Origin of the sequence: Burkholderia sp. Bp9004 (assembly GCF_003858025.1) — a bacterium.
Classification (GTDB): Bacteria; Pseudomonadota; Gammaproteobacteria; order Burkholderiales; family Burkholderiaceae; genus Burkholderia; species Burkholderia diffusa.
On the sequence record NZ_QTQD01000008.1, the window covers coordinates 71,424 to 88,266 of the forward strand.

The window sequence follows — 16,843 nt, forward strand, 5'->3', positions numbered from 1 at the left end:
CGTAACGGGTTCTGCGTGGGCGCGGCCGGTTGCTTACTGCTTCGTGAAACGGATCACCGCCGTGTCGACACCTGCATCGGACAGGCGCTGACGGGCCGAGTTCATATCCTCGAATTTCGAGAACGGGCCGACGCGCACGCGGAAATAGGTCACGCCGCTGACATCGCGCTTCGACACCTTCGACTCGAAGCCCTGGAAGCCCAGGCGCGCGCGTTGCTGCTCGGCGTCGCCTTCCGTCTTGTACGCGCCGACCTGCAGGAAGTAGCCGGTGTTCGCGTCGTTCGCGGTCGGCGGCTTCGCTGCCGCGGCGGCCGTGGCCGACGAGGTCGGCTTCGGCGTGTTCGCGGCCAGTTGCTGTTGCTGCTGTTTCTGCGCGGCGGCTTGCTGCGCCTGCTTCTGCGCGGCGAAGCGCGCGAGATCGTCCTCGCCGCCTTGCTGCTGTTGTGGGTGTTGCTGCGCCTGCTGCGTCTTCTTCGGCGGCGGCGTGTTGTCGGCCGGCTTCGGCGCGACGGCGACGCCGTTGCCCGAAGACGCATTGTTCGACGCGGTGGTGTTGCTCGAGCCGGTCGTGCCGTTCGTGTCGCCCGACGGCGGCACTTCGACGATCTGCGGCTCGGGCAGCAGGCCGCCCTGGGTCTGGTTCGCGGCCTGGCCGGGTGCGGTATTGGGCGGCGCGGACTGCGCGGCCTGCGGCACCGGCTGGCCGGGCGTCTTGCCCTGCAGCGCGCGGTTCGGGTCGAACTGCTGCGGCTGGCTCGCGCCGTTGTCGGCGGGCGGCGGCGCGACCTTCGACACGAACGGCGACGGCGAACGCGTGATGTAGAGCGCCACCACCACCGCGATCGCGAGGCCGACGATCAGGCCCAGCACGATTCCAAGAAATGTCCCTCCGGCTTGTTTCGATTGCTTCGAAGTTCGGCGTGGTTGTGCCATTGCTTGAGTCACCTGCAAAAAGAATCGTGAAAAGGTCGCGGCGGGCGCTGCCGCGGCCATTCGCTGCCCGGTTCGGGCCGCTTGCATCGTTACATCTTGGCGGGCGCAGACACGCCGAGTACCGCCAGACCATTCTCGAGCACCTGCCGGGTCGCGGCGAGGAGCGCGGCGCGCGCGTTGCGCGGCGCTTCGTCGTCGACCAGCACGCGCTCCGCATTGTAGAACGAGTGGAATTCACCAGCGAGATCGCGCAGGTAGAACGCGACCGCGTGCGGCGCCAGTTCGTTCGCCGCGTGCGTGAGCATGTCCGGATACTCGGCGAGCTTCTGCATCAGCGACACGGCCTGCGGGCTCGTGAGCTGCGACAGGTCGGCGCCCGGCAGCTGCGCCGCCTCGACGTTGTAGCGCGACTTCAGTTCGTTGAGCACCGAGCAGATCCGCGCATGCGCGTACTGGACGTAATAGACCGGGTTCTCGTCGTTCTGTTTCAGCGCGAGGTCGATGTCGAACACGAATTCGGTGTCGGCCTTGCGGGAGATCAGGAAGAAACGGACCGCGTCGCGACCGCGCGTGATGGTCGCCTCGTCGATCAGGTCGGGTGCCGCTTCCTGGCCCGGCGCCGCGCCGCCCGACCATTCGATCAGGTCACGGACCGTCACGTAGCTGCCCGCGCGCTTCGACAGCTTCACTTCCTGGCCGTCGCGCATCACGGTGACCATCTTGTGCAGCACGTAGTCGGGGTAGCCCTTCGGGATGCCGACGTGCAGGCCTTGCAGGCCCGCGCGCACGCGCGCGATCGTGCCGTGGTGGTCCGAGCCCTGGATGTTGATCACCTTCGTGAAGCCGCGCTCCCATTTCGTCACGTGGTACGCGACGTCCGGCACGAAGTACGTGTACGTGCCGTCCGACTTGCGCATCACGCGGTCCTTGTCGTCGCCTTCGTCGGTCGTGCGCAGCCACAGCGCGCCGTCCTGCTCGTAGGTCATGCCGGCCTTGACCAGCGCGTCGACCGTCTTCTCGACCCGGCCTTCGCTGTACAGCGACGACTCGAGGTAGTACTGGTCGAATTTCACGCCGAACGCCTGCAGGTCCATGTCCTGCTCGTGACGCAGGTACGCGACCGCGAACTTGCGGATCGCGTCGAGATCGTCGATGTCGCCGGCGCCGGTGACCGGCTCGCCGTCCTTCGCGGCCACCGTCTCGCGGTTCAGGTAGTCGCGTGCGATGTCGGCGATGTATTCGCCGTTGTACGCGGCTTCCGGCCAGCCCGCGTCGCCCGGCTTCAGGCCGCGCGCGCGCGCCTGCGTCGAGATCGCGAGGTTGCCGATCTGCACGCCGGCGTCGTTGTAGTAGAACTCGCGGTGCACCGCGTAGCCCTGGCTCGCGATCACGTTCGCGAGCACGTCGCCGAGCGCTGCCTGGCGGCCGTGGCCGACGTGCAGCGGGCCGGTCGGGTTGGCCGACACGAACTCGAGCAGCACCTGCTTGCCCTTTTCGCGATCCGACGTGCCGAACGCGCGGCCCTGGTCGAACACGGCGGCGATCACCGCCTGTTTCGCGGCGGCCGTCAGGCGCAGGTTGATGAAGCCGGGGCCGGCGATTTCGGCTGCGTCGACGAGCCCTTGCGCGGCCGGCTGGGCCGTGAGGGCGGCGACGATCTTCTCGGCGAGCTGGCGCGGGTTCGTGCCGAGCGGCTTGGCGAGCTGCATGGCGACGTTGCACGCGACGTCGCCGTGCGCGGCGACCTTCGGGCGCTCCAGCGTGATGGCCGGGGTGACGAATGCCGCGTCGGCGCCTTTCAGCGCGTGTGCGACCTGCGTGACGCTATCCGCGAGCAGGGCTTCGAGGGTCTGTTTGTGTGCTGGCAGCATGCTGGTAGAAGGCTTCGTTGGTGGCGGCCGGAAACGCCGGCCGGCCGGCGCGCTTTTTAAGCGCGCGTTTCAGGGATCGCAGAATTTTAACAGGTGCTAATATGCCGCTCAGGCGCCCCGCGTCCGCGAGGCCGGACGCCGGTCTGCCGGCGTCCCCCCAACTGCGCCGCGCAGGCACAACAAGATGAAAAGGGAATTGTCATGATTACGTTCAAGAGCAAGGCGGCACAGGATCTCGACGTGCTGAAGGATTTCGCCGTGTACGTGCTGGGCCTCGTCGGCAAGCAGCTGGGCGAACGCGGTGTCATTACGCACGACGAACTGGACCACGCGATTGCGAAGCTGGAAGGCGCGGTCGCGCAGGCGAAGCAGGAGCGCGCCGAGCACGCCGGCCATTTCCACGAGGACGAAGACGACCACGCGCACCACGAAGTGCCGCCGAGCCTGGCGCAGCGCGTGGCACCGTTCCTCACGATGCTGCGCGAAGCGAAGGCCGGCCAGGCCGACGTGCACTGGGGCTTCTGAGCTTCGTTGCCCGGCGACGCCGGCCGCAAGATGGGTCCGGCAAGAAAAAGCCCGCTCGATGCGGGCTTTTTATTTGTCTGATCAAAATGCGGCGAGGCCGCCCCGGTCGCGCATCGATCAGAGCTGCGGCGCGAGCGCGCGGCGCGCATCGTCGAGCGACAGCGCCATGCGTCGCGCGTAGTCCTCGAGCTGATCCTGACCGATTTTCCCGACCGAGAAATACGTGCTGTCGGGGTGCGCGAGGTAGAAACCCGACACGCTGGCCGCCGGCAGCATCGCCAGCGAATCGGTCACGCTCATGCCGATCTCGTTCGCCTGCAGCGCGTCGAACATGTCGCGCTTCACGAGGTGGTCGGGGCAGGCCGGGTAGCCGGGCGCCGGGCGGATGCCCGCGTACTTTTCGGCGATCAGCGCATCGTTGTCGAGCGTCTCGCCGCTCGCGTAGCCCCACAGCTCGCGGCGCACGCGCGCGTGCATCGCTTCGGCGAACGCTTCCGCGAAGCGGTCCGCGAGCGCCTTCAGCATGATCGCGCTGTAGTCGTCGTGGTCGGCTTCGAACTGCTTTTCCTTCACGTCGACGCCGAGCCCGGCCGTCACCGCGAACATCCCGATGTAGTCGGCGACACCCGATTCCTTCGGCGCGATGAAGTCGGCGAGCGAGCGGTTCGGGCGCATCACGCCGTCGACCACCGGACGCACGCTCTGCTGGCGCAGGTTGCGCCACGTCATCAGCACTTCCGAGCGCGAGTCGTCGGTGTAGATCTCGATGTCGTCGTTGACCGTGTTCGCGGGCAGCAGCGAGATCACGCCGTTCGCGGTCAGCCAGCGGCCCTGGATCAGGCGCGCGAGCATCGACTTCGCGTCGGAGAACACGCGCCGCGCCGATTCGCCGACGATCTCGTCGTTCAGGATCGCCGGGTACGGGCCCGCGAGATCCCAGGTCTGGAAGAACGGGCCCCAGTCGATGTAGTTCGCGAGCTCGTTCAGGTCGTAGTTCTTGAACACGCGCCGGCCGATGAATTTCGGCTTCACGGGCCGGTAGCCTGCCCAGTCGACCTTCGTCTTGTTCGCGCGCGCCTCGGCGAGCGTGACCATCGGCTGCGCCTTGCGGTTCGCGTGCTGGTCGCGGATCCGTTCGTAATCGGATTTCAGCTCGTCGAGGTACTTCGCCGCGCCTTCGTCCGACAGCAGATTCGACGCGACCGACACCGAGCGCGAGGCGTCCGGCACGTAGACGACCGGGCCTTCGTAGTGTGGCGCGATCTTCACGGCCGTGTGCACGCGCGAGGTCGTCGCGCCGCCGATCAGGAGCGGAATCTTCTTCACGCGGAAGTAGTCGTCGCGCTGCATTTCGGACGCGACGTACGCCATTTCCTCGAGGCTCGGCGTGATGAGGCCCGACAGCCCGATGATGTCCGCGCCCTCGACCTTCGCCTTCGCGAGGATCTCGTTGCACGGGACCATCACGCCCATGTTGACCACTTCGAAGTTGTTGCACTGGAGCACGACCGACACGATGTTCTTGCCGATGTCGTGCACATCGCCCTTCACGGTCGCGATGACGATCTTGCCCTTCGCGCGCACGTCGCCGCCCGCTTCCGCGAGCAGGCGCTTTTCTTCCTCGATGAACGGGATCAGGTGCGCGACGGCCTGCTTCATCACGCGCGCCGACTTCACGACCTGCGGCAGGAACATCTTGCCCTGGCCGAACAGGTCGCCGACGATGTTCATCCCGTCCATCAGCGGGCCTTCGATCACGTTGATCGGGCGACCGCCCGCCGCGTCGATCTTCGCGCGCACTTCCTCGGTATCCTCGACGATGAAGGTCGTGATGCCGTGCACGAGTGCATGCGAGAGCCGTTTCTCGACCGGCTGGTTGCGCCACTCGAGGTTCTCTTCCTTCTTCGCGCCGCCGGCCTTGAACTTGTCGGCGATCTCGAGCAGGCGGTCGGTGGAATCCGCGCGGCGGTTCAGGATCACGTCCTCGACGCGTTCGCGCAGCTCCGGGTCGAGATCGGCGTACACGCCGAGCTGGCCCGCGTTCACGATGCCCATGTCCATGCCCGCCTGGATCGCGTGGTACAGGAACACGGTGTGGATCGCCTCGCGCACCGGGTCGTTGCCGCGGAACGAGAACGACACGTTCGACACGCCGCCGCTCACCTTCGCGTACGGCAGGTTCTGCTTGATCCAGCGGGTCGCCTCGATGAAGTCGACCGCGTAGTTGTTGTGCTCCTCGATGCCGGTCGCGACCGCGAAGATGTTCGGGTCGAAGATGATGTCTTCCGGCGGGAAGCCGACTTCGTTCACGAGGAAGTCGTACGAGCGCTTGCAGATCTCGGTCTTGCGTTCGTAGGTATCGGCCTGGCCCTTCTCGTCGAACGCCATCACGACCGCGGCCGCGCCGTAGCGGCGGATCAGGTTCGCGTGGTGACGGAACGCTTCCTCGCCTTCCTTCAGCGAGATCGAGTTCACGATCGCCTTGCCCTGCACGCACTTGAGGCCCGCTTCGATGACTTCCCACTTCGACGAGTCGATCATGATCGGCACGCGCGCGATGTCCGGCTCGGATGCGATCAGGTTCAGGAAGCGCACCATCGCCGCCTTCGAATCGAGCATCGCCTCGTCCATGTTGATGTCGATCACCTGCGCGCCGTTCTCGACCTGCTGGCGCGCGACGGCGAGCGCCTCGTCGAACTGGCCGTTGAGGATCATCCGCGCGAATGCCTTCGAGCCGGTGACGTTGGTGCGTTCACCGACGTTGATGAAGAGTGTCCCGGACGTGACGTTGAACGGCTCGAGGCCGGCAAGGCGCATCATGTGATCGGTCATGGCGGTGCGAATTCGTGTGATGTAGGGCGGGCGTTGGGGCGGTCGGTCAGGCGGCGTCGCTGTACTGGCTCGGCCAGCGGCGCGGTTTCACGTCGGCGAGCGCCTTCGCGATCTCGGCGATGTGCTCGGGCGTCGTGCCGCAGCAGCCGCCCGCGAGGTTCACGAGCCCGGCCTGCGCGAATTCCTTCAGGAGGCCCGACGTCACGTCCGGCGTTTCGTCGAAGCCGGTGTCGCTCATCGGGTTCGGCAGGCCCGCGTTCGGGTAGCACGACACGTAGGTGTCGCACAGCTTCGCGAGCTCGGCGATGTACGGGCGCATCAGCGCCGCGCCGAGCGCGCAGTTCAGGCCGAACGTGAGCGGCTTCGCGTGACGCAGCGAATTCCAGAATGCCTCGACCGTCTGGCCCGACAGGATGCGGCCCGACGCGTCGGTCACGGTGCCCGAGATCATGATCGGCAGGCGCTCGCCGGTGTTCTCGAACAGTTCGTCGAGCGCGAACAGCGCGGCCTTTGCGTTCAGCGTGTCGAAGATCGTCTCGACGAGGAACAGGTCGACGCCGCCGTCGAGCAGCGCCTTCGCCTGCTGGTAATACGCGTCGCGCAGCTCGTCGAACGTGACGTTGCGCGCGCCCGGGTCGTTGACGTCCGGCGAGATGCTCGCCGTCTTCGGCGTCGGCCCGATCGCGCCGGCAACGAAGCGCGGCTTGTCGGGCGTGGCGTAGCGGGCGGCGGATTCGCGCGCGAGCCGCGCCGATTCGACATTCATCTCGACGACGAGGTCTTCCATCCCGTAGTCGGCCTGCGCGACCGTCGTCGCGCCGAACGTGTTGGTTTCGACGATGTCCGCGCCGGCCGCGAAATACTGGTCGTGGATCTCGCTGATGATCTGCGGCTGCGTGAGCGACAGCAGTTCGTTGTTGCCCTTGATGTCGCGCGGGAAATCCTTGAAACGCTCGCCGCGATACGCGGCCTCGTCGAGCTTGTAGCGCTGGATCATCGTGCCCATTGCGCCGTCGAGGATCAGGATGCGCGATTTCAGCAGCGCGGGCAGGTCGGCGCCGCGCGTGTAGGGCGCGTCGAGCGGGGCGGAAGCGGCGAGAGGGGTCGCGGACATGGCGGAAGAGCGGCGAAGACGGGAAAACCGTCATTGTAGCCGGTGCGCCAGGGCGCCGCCCGGCCCGCCCCAAATGAAAACCCCCGCCCGGCGAACCGGACGGGGGCTTGGATCGGAGTGCTCGCGGCGCCGCCCGAAAGCGGCGAATGGCCCGACGATGCGCCGGGCCGCGGGTCGTCAGTGCAGGACGACGGGCATCATCATCAGACTGTCGAACTGTCCGAGGAATTCGTCCACTTCGTCGAGCGACGGTTCATCCTCGATCAGTTGCTTCACGTGTGCGCGGAATCGCTCGGCGAGCTCGCCGTCGATGAAGATCTCGCGCTGCGCGTTCTTGTCGACGATTTCGTATCCGCCGGCATTCATCAGATGGTGGCCGGCCTGCGGCGCAAATTCGACGACGCAGTAGTTGGGGCTGTTGTAGATCATTTGCATGGCGGCACTCCTCTTCGCAGTGGCATCTGGCCTTGTTGTCCCGTAGGTGGGGCAGACCTTGCCGGTTTCAAGGGGCTTGCGCTGCACACCCCGTTCTCCCGTTTGCGTGGGGTGTATCGGGTTAGAAGCCGATATCTATCAAACGTTTCTTATTGTGATCCGGAATACCGAAATAGTTGTTAAAGAGTGTCATCGGCCATTTTGGCGAGAGCTTTAATCGGTCGAAATTGCCGATTGGTCGATCGTTACGGCGCGGGCTGCGACGCTGCCGGCGGCGCAGCCGCTGGCGCGGGCGCCTGCTCCGCGGGCGGCGCTGCGGGCTGTGCCGGCTCCATGGCCGGTGCGGCGGAGGCCGGCACGCTGGCGGGCGCGTTCGTTGCGTCTTCGTTCGTTGCGCCTCGCGTCGCGCCATCGGCGGGCGCACCGGGCGGGGCGAGCCGGCCGTGCCACAGCAGCTCGATCTGCGAGCCGTTCGGCTCCGATTGTACGAGCCGCGCGGGCAGCCAGTCGAGCGACGGCGCGAGCCACATGTCGATGCGGCGTGTGTCGCCGTCGCGGCGCGGCAGCCGCATGAAGTGGCGTGCGCGGACGATGCCGGCCTGCGTCTGCACGTCCTCGTCGCCGATCACCGTGATCGGCCAGGTCTCGCCGTTGTTGTTGTCGATCACGAAGAACTGCTGCGTGACGCCCGGCTGGTAGGCGGACGGATTGCCGCGCACGAGCCCCGACAGCTGCATCAGCATGCTGAAGCGATCCTGCACGCCGTCGGGCAGCGGCGCGTTGTTCGGCGTGCGCGTGAAGACCACCTGGCGGATTTCGCGGTTGAAGATCGCGATGTCCTCGGGCCGTTTGCCGCGTTTCTCGACATAGCGGTCGGGCGCGACGCCGAATGCGTCGATGCGGCCTTCGCTGCGGTAGGTGAACGGGCCGACGAACGGCACGGGCATGGACACCGACAGGTCGTAGGTGCGGCCGTCGGTGCGCCAGTGGATCGTGCCGATCATGTTCTGCATCCCGTTGTAGAACGTGTCGTACTGCAGGTCGCCGGGCGGCGGCGCCGCGAACTTCACGCCGCTCGTCGCGGGGCCCGGCGTCGCGGCACTGCCGGCATCGCCGGCCGATGCCGGGTGCGTGCCGGATGCGCCTGCCGCGCCGCTCGCGGCTGATGCGGCTGAGGCGGCTGAGGCGGCTGAGGCGGCTGAGGCGGCTGAGGCGGCTGAGGCGGCTGAGGCGGCTGAGGCGGCGGCCGGCGGCGGCTCGCCTTGCTCGGCCGTCTGCGTCGACGTGAGGACCGGCTCGGGCGACGGCGCGGGCTTCGGTGCAGATTTCGGTGCTGATTTCGGTGCGGCGGGGGCCGGCTTCGCCTGCGCTGGCTCGGCCGGTCGTTCTGCCGACTTCGGCGCGGGCTGGCGCTCGATCGGCCGCGGCTTCAGCAGCTCGATCTGCACCGGTATCTCGGCGGGCGCGGGCGGCGTGAACGCGTCGCGGCTGCGCGCCAGCCACAACGCCGCGAGCGCGTGCAGCACCAGCACGACGACGAGCGCGACGCCCACGCGCAGCCAGTGGCGGGGCAGGGCGTGACGAGGACGGGTGTCGGCAGGCGGCATCGGCGAAACGGAACAGGGTTGGGGCGGTCGCGGCGCGCATCGCGCGTCACAGCCATCGGACCGCCGGGTGCGCCGCGCGTTCGCGGTACATCGCGCGAGTGTCACACGCCCCGCGTGTCAGGCGTCGCGCGCGTCCGGACTATAGCCGAGTTCGTAAGACAGTTTCTGCGCGCATGCACGCAGCGCGGTATCCATCTCGCCGCCCCACGCGATGTCGAACATGCCTTCCTGGCCGAGCGCGACGATCGCGAGCGCGAGTTCGCCGACCGCATCGAACACCGGCATGCAGAACGCATGGATCGTTGGCAGCAGCATCCCTTCGACGCGTGCTGCCTGATGCGCGCGCACGTCGGCGAGCACCGCCTCGACCTCGTCGAGCGTGCGCGGGCCGCCGTGATGCGGCGAGCGGCGCGTGTCGGCGAGCTCGCGTTCGAGCATCGCCGCGGTCTTGCTGCGCGGCAGGTACGCGGCGAACAGCAGGCCCGTCGCGGAGCCGAGCAGCGGCATCACGTCGCCGAGCTTCAGCGACGCCTTCGCGGGATGGCTCGATTCCATCCAGTGCACGATCGTCGGCCCCTGGTTGCCCCACACCGCGATGCCGACCGTCTGGTCGACGCGGTCGCGCAACTCGGTCAGCGCGATCCGCGCGAGCTTCACGCCGTCGACGCGCGCGAGCCGCGCGAGCCCCATCTGCAGCGCGAAGCCGCCGAGTTCGTAGCGGCCCGACACGGGATCCTGCGACACGACGCCGAGCCGCGAGAAGCTGACCAGATAGCGGTGTGCCTTCGCCGGGCTCATGCCCGCGCGCTGCGCGAGATCGCGCAGCATCATCGCGCGCGGCTCGCTCGTCAGCACGTCGAGCAGGCGGAAGCCGACCTCGATCGACTGGATGCCGGAGCGGACCTTCTCGCCGCCTTCACCATGCTCGCCGGAGCCGGTGTCGTCGGTGTCGGAATCGGCGAGATCGTCGTCGGGAAGCGGGCTGGCGGGCATGGGCAACGGGGCGCGGCAAGGCGGCAAGGGTCGGGACGAAAACGGCGTGCACGATGGTGGCGCGCCGCGCGGATTCACCATCGTAAAATAGATTCCCTCCATCGTCACTACAACGGCAGATACCCCATGAAACTTGCATCGCTGAAGGACGGCACGCGCGACGGCCAGCTGATCGTCGTGTCGCGCGACCTGCACACCGCGGCGATCGCCGATGCGATCGCACCGACGCTGCAGCGCGTCCTCGACGACTGGGCGTTCTACGCGCCGCAGCTGCGCGACCTGTACGACGCGCTGAACCACGGCCGTGCGCGCAACGCGTTCGCGTTCGACCCGGCGAACTGCATGGCGCCGCTGCCGCGCGCGTTCCAGTGGGCCGACGGCTCCGCGTACGTGAACCACGTCGAGCTCGTGCGCCGCGCGCGCGGCGCCGAGATGCCGCCGGAGTTCTGGACCGATCCGCTGATGTACCAGGGCGGCAGCGACGATTTCCTCGGCGCGCGCGACGACATCGTGTGCCCGTCCGAGGCGTGGGGCATCGACTTCGAGGCCGAGGTCGCGGTGATCACCGGCGACGTGCCGATGAGCGCATCGCCCGACGACGCGCTGAAGGCCGTGCGGCTGGTCACGCTCGTGAACGACGTGTCGCTGCGCAACCTGATTCCGGCCGAACTCGCGAAGGGCTTCGGTTTCTTCCAGAGCAAGCCGGCCAGCGCATTCGCACCGGTCGCTGTGACGCCCGACGAACTCGGCGACGAATGGCGCGAAGGCCGCGTGCACCGGCCGATGATCGTTCACTGGAACGGCAAGAAGGTCGGCCAGCCCGACGCGGGCACCGACATGGTGTTCCACTTCGGCCAGCTGATCGCGCATGCGGCGAAGACGCGCAACCTGCGTGCCGGCTCGATCGTCGGCTCGGGCACGGTGTCGAACAAGGACGCGAAGCGCGGCTACTGCTGCATCGCCGAGAAGCGCTGCCTCGAGACGATCGAGCACGGCGCGCCGCAGACCGAATTCATGCGCTACGGCGACACCGTGCGCATCGAAATGTTCGACGCGGCCGGCAAGTCGATCTTCGGTGCGATCGAGCAGGCGGTCGCCCCGCCCGACGGCGCGGCCTGACGTCCGCGCGAAACCCGGTCCCGGCCCGCGCGCCGGGTTTCGCCTGATGTTTGCCCGCGCGGGCTTGGCTACACTCGATTCAGGCGTTTCAAGCATTTCACGAACCCGGGAGCTGCGCATGGCCGATCTCGCCGCATACGGCGGTTACGAAGCATTGAAGGTGACGCGCCGCGATCATGGCGTGCTCGACATCGTGATGAGCGGCGAGGGCGCCAACCGCAGCGGCCTCGCGACCGCGAACGAGCGCATGCATCGCGAGCTCGCCGACATCTGGCGCGACGTCGACCGCGATCCCGACACGCGCGTCGCGGTGATCCGCGGCGAGGGCAAGGGTTTTTCGGCGGGCGGCGATCTCGCGCTCGTCGAGGCGATGGCGAACGACTTCGACGTGCGCGCCCGCGTGTGGCGCGAGGCGCGCGACCTCGTCTACAACGTGATCAACTGCAGCAAGCCGATCGTGTCCGCGATGCACGGCCCGGCCGTCGGCGCGGGGCTCGTCGCCGGGCTGCTCGCCGACATCTCGATCGCCGCGAAGGATGCGCGCATCATCGACGGCCATACGCGGCTCGGCGTCGCGGCCGGCGATCACGCGGCGATCGTGTGGCCGCTGTTGTGCGGGATGGCGAAGGCGAAGTACTACCTGCTGCTGTGCGAACCGGTGAGCGGCGAGGAGGCCGAGCGGATCGGCCTCGTGTCGCTCGCGGTCGAGCCGGCGGACCTGCTGCCGAAGGCGTACGAGGTCGCGGAGCGGCTCGCGCACGGATCCCAGTCGGCGATCCGCTGGACCAAGTACGCGCTGAACAACTGGCTGCGCAGCGCCGGGCCAACCTTCGATACGTCGCTCGCGCTCGAATTCATGGGCTTCTCGGGGCCCGACGTTCAGGAGGGCATCCGCTCGCTGCGCGAGCGGCGCCCGCCAGACTTCCCCGGCGACGCACCGTTCTGACGCGCGTTATGATCGGACCAAGGGCGGCCGCACGACTCGTGCCGACCGCTTCGCCCACCCAGCCAACCAGGATGCCCGTATGACGACCGATGCCCCCGGCTCCAATCCTTTTGCCGGCTTTGCCGGTTTCAAGCCTGCCGACATGCTCGACCGGATGTGGGACATGATGCGGATGTCGCCGTTCGGCGGGATGGCGTCGTTTCCCGGCGCCGCGTCGGGGCTGCCGCCGTCGCTGTCGAGCATGTCCGACATGATGGCGCCGCTCACGAGCGTCGAGGAGCTCGACAAGCGAATCACCGATCTGCGCGCGGTCGAGCAGTGGCTCAAGCTCAATCTCGGCATGCTGCAGTCCGCGATCCAGGCGCTCGAGGTGCAGCGCGCGACGCTCGCGACGCTGCGTGCGTTCGGCGCGTTCGCGCAAAGCTCGATGTCGGCGGCCGAGGAAGCGGCGGTCGCGGCCGCGCAAGCGGCGTCCGCGCCGCGCGCCGATGCGCCGCAAGCGCCGGATGCCGCTGGCGCGGCTGACGCACCGCCGGCAGGCGACGCCGCGCAGCAGGCGTTCGATCCGGCCGGCTGGTGGAACCTGCTGCAGGCGCAGTTCAACCAGCTCGCGAGCCTCGCAATGACGCAGCCGGGCGCGCAGCCCGCGGAGCCGGGCGCCGCGCCGTCCGGGCAGACCGCATCGACGGCGCGGGCGGAGCAGCCCGCACCGGCCGCGGCCGCCGCCGCCGCGCCGCGCAAGCCGGCCGCGAAGCGTGCGAAGCCGGCAGGATCGGCCGCGGCGCGCGCGGCGGCCGCCTCGTCGCCCGAAACGCGTCCGCCGAAGCGCTCGACGTGACGCGAACCGGATAGCAGGTCGATCATGCGGCTCGCGCTCGTGCTGATGGGGGGCGGCGCACGTGCCGCCTACCAGGTCGGCGTGCTGAAGGCGCTGGCCGAGATCGCGCGCGAGGCCGATCCGAACCGGCACACGGTACCGTTCACGGTTGTCTGCGGCTCGTCGGCCGGCGCGATCAATGCGACGTCGATCGCGAGCCACGCGGACGACTTTTCGCACGGCGTGCGGCGTCTGCTCGAATTCTGGGAGCCGCTGCGCGCGGACTACGTGTATCGCACCGACTGGCTCGGCATCGCGGCGGCGGGCGCACGCTGGCTCGCGACGATGTCATTCGGCTGGGCGGCGCGCCGCTCGCCGCGCGGGCTGCTCGATAACGCTCCGCTCGCGCACCTGCTGCAGCGCGAGCTGAGCTTTCACCGGATCGAGCAGATGCTCGAGAGCAGGCTGCTGCATGCGCTCTCGGTGACGGCGCTCAGCTATTCGAGCGGCCGGCACCTGACGTTCTACCAGGCCGCCGAGCCGATCCAGGCATGGCGGCGCGCGCAGCGCACCGCGCGGCTCGTCGATCTGTCGGCATCGCACCTGCTCGCGTCGTCGGCCATTCCGTTCGTGTTTCCGGCCGTGCCGCTCGTGCTCGACGGCCAGATCGAATATTTCGGTGACGGCTCGATCCGGCAGGTCGCGCCGCTGTCGCCGGCGATCCACTTCGGCGCGCACCGGATCGTCGTCGTCGGCGCGGCCGACCCGCGGCCGGAGATTCCGGCCGCGAACGGCTCGGGACGGGTGCGCGGCTACCCGACGCTCGCGCAGATCGGCCAGCAGGTGCTCGCGAGCGTGTTTCTCGACTCGATCGGCTCGGACATCGAGCGGATCGAGCACATCAACCGGATGATCGAGCACCTGCCGCACCAGGTCGAAGTGGACAGCGGCTGGCGGCACGTCGACGTGCTCGCGATCGCGCCGTCCGAGCGCATCGAGCTGATCGCCGCGAAACACCTGAAGCAGATGCCGGCGACGATGCGCGGGCTGCTCGGCGCGATCGGCGGCAGCCAGCCGGCCGGCGCGTCGTTCGCGAGCTACCTGCTGTTCGAGGAAGCCTTCACGCGCGAGCTGATCGAGCTCGGCTATCGCGACGGGCGCGCGCAGCGCGACACGCTGGCGAACTGGATCGCGGGAGCCGACGGCGGCAGCGCGCCGGCATCCGGCATGCCGCCGGAGAGCGGCCGCGCGATCGGCGAAATACGGGTCTGACGCGAGCAGAGCGGGGCCGAAACGGATGAAACTTACATATCGGTTGCGTTTTCGCGACGCCTGCCCGCGACTGATCGCCGCACCCCAGGTGGCGGCGCGCGACCGGTTCCGCGTCTCGGAACCGTCATGCCCGCGTGCTATCATGGCCGCCGCCGTATACACCATATCGAGCAGCCCGCCGGTCCGGCGGTCGCACGGGACCCGTTCGGGAACCGCGTGGCGCCGGGCGGGCTCGCCACCGAGCCGGCCTGCGCCGGCCCCCACATCAGGCACGCGCGGCCGGTTCCGTTCGAGCGGAGCGGGGTCGCGGCGTGCTTCAAGGCGGCGACGCGGCCGCCCGGCTGCCGGAGGCGGAAACTGCGTCCCGGGGGCTGGATACACGCGTAAAATTACAGTCTTGGCTGCGAAAGGCGCGCTCGCGCGCCGACGCGGCAACAGTCACGTTTAGAGAAGTCGCATTGCGCAGAACAGGGGTGGGACCATCATGAACACCATGCTTTATCCGGAACTTTACAGGTCGCTCGAAGCTGTCCGCTGGGACATGGAGAAGGACATTCCGTGGGACAAGTTCGACGCTTCGCTGCTCACCGACGAGCAGGCGAAGACGATCAAGATGAACGCGATCACCGAATGGTCGGCGCTGCCCGCGACGGAAATGTTCCTGCGCGACAACCAGCACGACAGCGACTTTTCCGCGTTCATGAGCGTGTGGTTCTTCGAGGAGCAGAAGCATTCGCTCGTGCTGATGGAATACCTGCGCCGCTTCCGGCCGGAAATGGTGCCGACCGAAGAGGAACTGCACGCGGTGCGCTTCGAGTTCGATCCGGCGCCGCCGCTCGAGACGCTGATGCTGCATTTCTGCGGCGAGATCCGCCTGAACCACTGGTATCGCTGCGCGGCCGACTGGCACACCGAGCCGGTCATCAAGCACATCTACGAAACGATTTCGCGCGATGAAGCGCGCCATGGCGGCGCCTACCTGCGCTATATGAAGAAGGCGCTGAACAATTGCGGCGACGTCGCGCGCGCGGCGTTCGCGAAGATCGGCGTGCTGATGGCGTCGGCGCGTCGCACCGAGAAGCCGCTGCACCCGACCAACCTGCACGTGAACCAGGCGCTGTTCCCGCGCGACACCGTGCAGTCGCGCCTGCCGGATCCGGAATGGCTCGAGCGCTGGCTCGACGAGCAGATCCGCTTCGACGGCGAGTGGGAAAAGAAGGTCGTCGAACGGATCCTGCACAACCTGTCGATCCTGTTCGAGCGCACGTTCGCGACGGCCCAGGAGCTGAACCGCTACCGCAAGGAAGTCACCGGCCGCCTGCAGTCCGAAAGTGGCCCGTCGTCGGCCGCGCAACCGGCTTGAGGCTGCGCGGCATCGCAGCCGGCGTGAAGCGCCGCCGGTCGCGATCGCCGCAGTGTAGTCCCGCATGAAGCCCGCCCGGCCATCCGGCGGGCTTTTTATCTGGCGCCGCCGTGTTCCGTCGCGACGTGCACCGCGCGCCGCTCTCGCCAACCGAAATTCATCATGTCCGCTACCTTCGAACGAAAGCTGATCACCCGCGACGCCCTGGTTGCCCTGCGCGCTTCGCTGCCTTCGCCCGTCGTGTTCACGAACGGCGTGTTCGACATCCTGCACCGTGGCCACGTCACGTATCTCGCCGATGCGAAGGCGCTCGGCGCATGCCTGATCGTCGGCGTGAACAGCGATGCGTCGGTGCGCATGCTCGGCAAGGGTGACGACCGTCCGATCAACCGCGAGGAAGACCGGATGGCGTTGCTCGCGGCGCTGGAAAGCGTCGACTGGGTCGTGAAATTCGAGGAAAAGACGCCGGTGTCGCTGATCGAGGCCGTCCGTCCGGACATTCTCGTGAAGGGCGGCGACTACGACATGGACGCGCTGCCGGAATCGGCCATCGTGCGCAGCTGGGGCGGGCGTGCGCTCGCGATTCCGTTCGAGCACGACCGCTCGACCACCGCGCTGCTGAAGAAGGTGCGCGCGCAGCAGTCCTGATGCGGGTGCCGCGCCGTCAGGGCGCGGAAGCCGCGAGCGGCTCGGCCGTCACGGCCGGCGGGCCGATCGGACCGCCGATCACGGGCTGATCGCTCGCCTGCGCGAGCGGCATCGCATGCAACGCATCGGGCCGAACCTGCCGGGACAGCACGCCCGGTTCGCGCGGGCCTGCCGCCGGCAGCGGCCCGAACACGCCGCGCACGGCGACGAACGCAAGCAGGTTCGCGAGAATGAGAACAGCGATCAGCCAGCGCAGCATCGTCGACACTCCTCGTCGTTGTTCAGTCGTTCAACCGTTCGGTCGGGCCGGCCGCGCGGCACGCGCGGTGGTTGCCGCCGGCGATCGCACGCGTCGGCCGGGGCGCATG

The 16,843-nt window shown here is 68.2% G+C and carries 15 protein-coding genes; 7 read left to right on the forward strand and 8 right to left on the reverse strand.

What is annotated here, in order from left to right; all coding sequences use genetic code 11:
• Window positions 1-33: 33 nt before the first annotated feature.
• Window positions 34-933: an SPOR domain-containing protein gene (locus tag DIE08_RS11680; RefSeq protein ID WP_059600016.1), complete on the reverse strand. Its 900-nt coding sequence runs from the start codon at window positions 931-933 to the stop codon at window positions 34-36.
• An 89-nt stretch (window positions 934-1,022) separates the two neighbouring features.
• Window positions 1,023-2,804: an arginine--tRNA ligase gene (gene argS / locus DIE08_RS11685; RefSeq protein ID WP_124901991.1), complete on the reverse strand. Its 1,782-nt coding sequence runs from the start codon at window positions 2,802-2,804 to the stop codon at window positions 1,023-1,025.
• A 201-nt stretch (window positions 2,805-3,005) separates the two neighbouring features.
• Here argS and DIE08_RS11690 point away from each other — a divergent pair, with 201 nt between their 5' ends.
• On the forward strand, window positions 3,006-3,329 hold the full coding sequence (locus DIE08_RS11690) for a DUF1840 domain-containing protein (protein WP_044846191.1): 324 nt from the start codon (window positions 3,006-3,008) through the stop codon (window positions 3,327-3,329).
• Window positions 3,330-3,446: 117 nt separating this feature from the next.
• On the opposite strand, the gene metH is transcribed toward DIE08_RS11690, so the two are convergent.
• The 5 genes from metH to DIE08_RS11720 form a co-directional block, all read right to left on the reverse strand.
• Window positions 3,447-6,161 carry a methionine synthase gene (gene metH, locus DIE08_RS11695; RefSeq protein ID WP_185715856.1) on the reverse strand — a complete coding sequence of 905 codons (2,715 nt, stop codon included), beginning with the start codon at window positions 6,159-6,161 and terminating at the stop codon, window positions 3,447-3,449.
• Between the two features lie 46 nt (window positions 6,162-6,207).
• On the reverse strand, window positions 6,208-7,275 hold the full coding sequence (locus DIE08_RS11700; RefSeq protein ID WP_059600019.1) for a homocysteine S-methyltransferase family protein: 1,068 nt from the start codon (window positions 7,273-7,275) through the stop codon (window positions 6,208-6,210).
• 177 nt (window positions 7,276-7,452) lie between these two features.
• Window positions 7,453-7,710 carry a DUF3567 domain-containing protein gene (locus tag DIE08_RS11705; protein ID WP_006477667.1) on the reverse strand — a complete coding sequence of 86 codons (258 nt, stop codon included), beginning with the start codon at window positions 7,708-7,710 and terminating at the stop codon, window positions 7,453-7,455.
• Between the two features lie 245 nt (window positions 7,711-7,955).
• The gene (locus DIE08_RS11715) at window positions 7,956-9,317 is read right to left on the reverse strand and encodes a DUF3108 domain-containing protein (RefSeq protein WP_124901992.1); all 1,362 of its coding nucleotides are present in this window, start codon (window positions 9,315-9,317) and stop codon (window positions 7,956-7,958) included.
• 117 nt (window positions 9,318-9,434) lie between these two features.
• Window positions 9,435-10,310, reverse strand: a complete 876-nt coding sequence (locus DIE08_RS11720; RefSeq protein ID WP_059523979.1) for an IclR family transcriptional regulator — start codon at window positions 10,308-10,310, stop codon at window positions 9,435-9,437.
• A gap of 126 nt (window positions 10,311-10,436) precedes the next feature.
• On the opposite strand from DIE08_RS11720, the gene DIE08_RS11725 reads away from it, so the two are divergent.
• The 6 genes from DIE08_RS11725 (at window position 10,437) to rfaE2 (ending at window position 16,475) form a co-directional block, all read left to right on the forward strand.
• A complete protein-coding gene (locus DIE08_RS11725; protein ID WP_124901993.1) occupies window positions 10,437-11,429 on the forward strand; it encodes a fumarylacetoacetate hydrolase family protein in 993 nt (330 codons plus the stop codon).
• A 118-nt stretch (window positions 11,430-11,547) separates the two neighbouring features.
• Window positions 11,548-12,375: an enoyl-CoA hydratase/isomerase family protein gene (locus tag DIE08_RS11730; RefSeq protein ID WP_059600022.1), complete on the forward strand. Its 828-nt coding sequence runs from the start codon at window positions 11,548-11,550 to the stop codon at window positions 12,373-12,375.
• Window positions 12,376-12,454: 79 nt separating this feature from the next.
• Window positions 12,455-13,213 (forward strand): PhaM family polyhydroxyalkanoate granule multifunctional regulatory protein, encoded by a 759-nt coding sequence (locus DIE08_RS11735; protein ID WP_124901994.1) that lies wholly within the window; start codon window positions 12,455-12,457, stop codon window positions 13,211-13,213.
• A gap of 24 nt (window positions 13,214-13,237) precedes the next feature.
• Window positions 13,238-14,464 carry a patatin-like phospholipase family protein gene (locus DIE08_RS11740; RefSeq protein WP_124626406.1) on the forward strand — a complete coding sequence of 409 codons (1,227 nt, stop codon included), beginning with the start codon at window positions 13,238-13,240 and terminating at the stop codon, window positions 14,462-14,464.
• A 484-nt stretch (window positions 14,465-14,948) separates the two neighbouring features.
• Window positions 14,949-15,827 (forward strand): ferritin, encoded by an 879-nt coding sequence (locus DIE08_RS11750; RefSeq protein WP_059451551.1) that lies wholly within the window; start codon window positions 14,949-14,951, stop codon window positions 15,825-15,827.
• A gap of 162 nt (window positions 15,828-15,989) precedes the next feature.
• Complete coding sequence (rfaE2, locus tag DIE08_RS11755; protein ID WP_059600025.1) at window positions 15,990-16,475, forward strand: D-glycero-beta-D-manno-heptose 1-phosphate adenylyltransferase; 486 nt, start codon at window positions 15,990-15,992, stop codon at window positions 16,473-16,475.
• Between the two features lie 16 nt (window positions 16,476-16,491).
• Here the strand turns inward: rfaE2 and DIE08_RS11760 are convergent, their stop codons facing one another.
• Window positions 16,492-16,734: a hypothetical protein gene (locus tag DIE08_RS11760; RefSeq protein WP_059600026.1), complete on the reverse strand. Its 243-nt coding sequence runs from the start codon at window positions 16,732-16,734 to the stop codon at window positions 16,492-16,494.
• Window positions 16,735-16,843: the final 109 nt, after the last annotated feature.

Bases quoted from the DNA above. Each gene is read 5' to 3' on its own strand.
- DIE08_RS11680 (WP_059600016.1), bottom strand. From the start codon at position 933: ATGGCACAACCACGCCGAACTTCGAAGCAATCGAAACAAGCCGGAGGG.
- argS (WP_124901991.1), bottom strand. From the start codon at position 2,804: ATGCTGCCAGCACACAAACAGACCCTCGAAGCCCTGCTCGCGGATAGC.
- DIE08_RS11690 (WP_044846191.1), top strand. From the start codon at position 3,006: ATGATTACGTTCAAGAGCAAGGCGGCACAGGATCTCGACGTGCTGAAG.
- metH (WP_185715856.1), bottom strand. From the start codon at position 6,161: ATGACCGATCACATGATGCGCCTTGCCGGCCTCGAGCCGTTCAACGTC.
- DIE08_RS11700 (WP_059600019.1), bottom strand. From the start codon at position 7,275: ATGTCCGCGACCCCTCTCGCCGCTTCCGCCCCGCTCGACGCGCCCTAC.
- DIE08_RS11705 (WP_006477667.1), bottom strand. From the start codon at position 7,710: ATGCAAATGATCTACAACAGCCCCAACTACTGCGTCGTCGAATTTGCG.
- DIE08_RS11715 (WP_124901992.1), bottom strand. From the start codon at position 9,317: ATGCCGCCTGCCGACACCCGTCCTCGTCACGCCCTGCCCCGCCACTGG.
- DIE08_RS11720 (WP_059523979.1), bottom strand. From the start codon at position 10,310: ATGCCCGCCAGCCCGCTTCCCGACGACGATCTCGCCGATTCCGACACC.
- DIE08_RS11725 (WP_124901993.1), top strand. From the start codon at position 10,437: ATGAAACTTGCATCGCTGAAGGACGGCACGCGCGACGGCCAGCTGATC.
- DIE08_RS11730 (WP_059600022.1), top strand. From the start codon at position 11,548: ATGGCCGATCTCGCCGCATACGGCGGTTACGAAGCATTGAAGGTGACG.
- DIE08_RS11735 (WP_124901994.1), top strand. From the start codon at position 12,455: ATGACGACCGATGCCCCCGGCTCCAATCCTTTTGCCGGCTTTGCCGGT.
- DIE08_RS11740 (WP_124626406.1), top strand. From the start codon at position 13,238: ATGCGGCTCGCGCTCGTGCTGATGGGGGGCGGCGCACGTGCCGCCTAC.
- DIE08_RS11750 (WP_059451551.1), top strand. From the start codon at position 14,949: ATGAACACCATGCTTTATCCGGAACTTTACAGGTCGCTCGAAGCTGTC.
- rfaE2 (WP_059600025.1), top strand. From the start codon at position 15,990: ATGTCCGCTACCTTCGAACGAAAGCTGATCACCCGCGACGCCCTGGTT.
- DIE08_RS11760 (WP_059600026.1), bottom strand. From the start codon at position 16,734: ATGCTGCGCTGGCTGATCGCTGTTCTCATTCTCGCGAACCTGCTTGCG.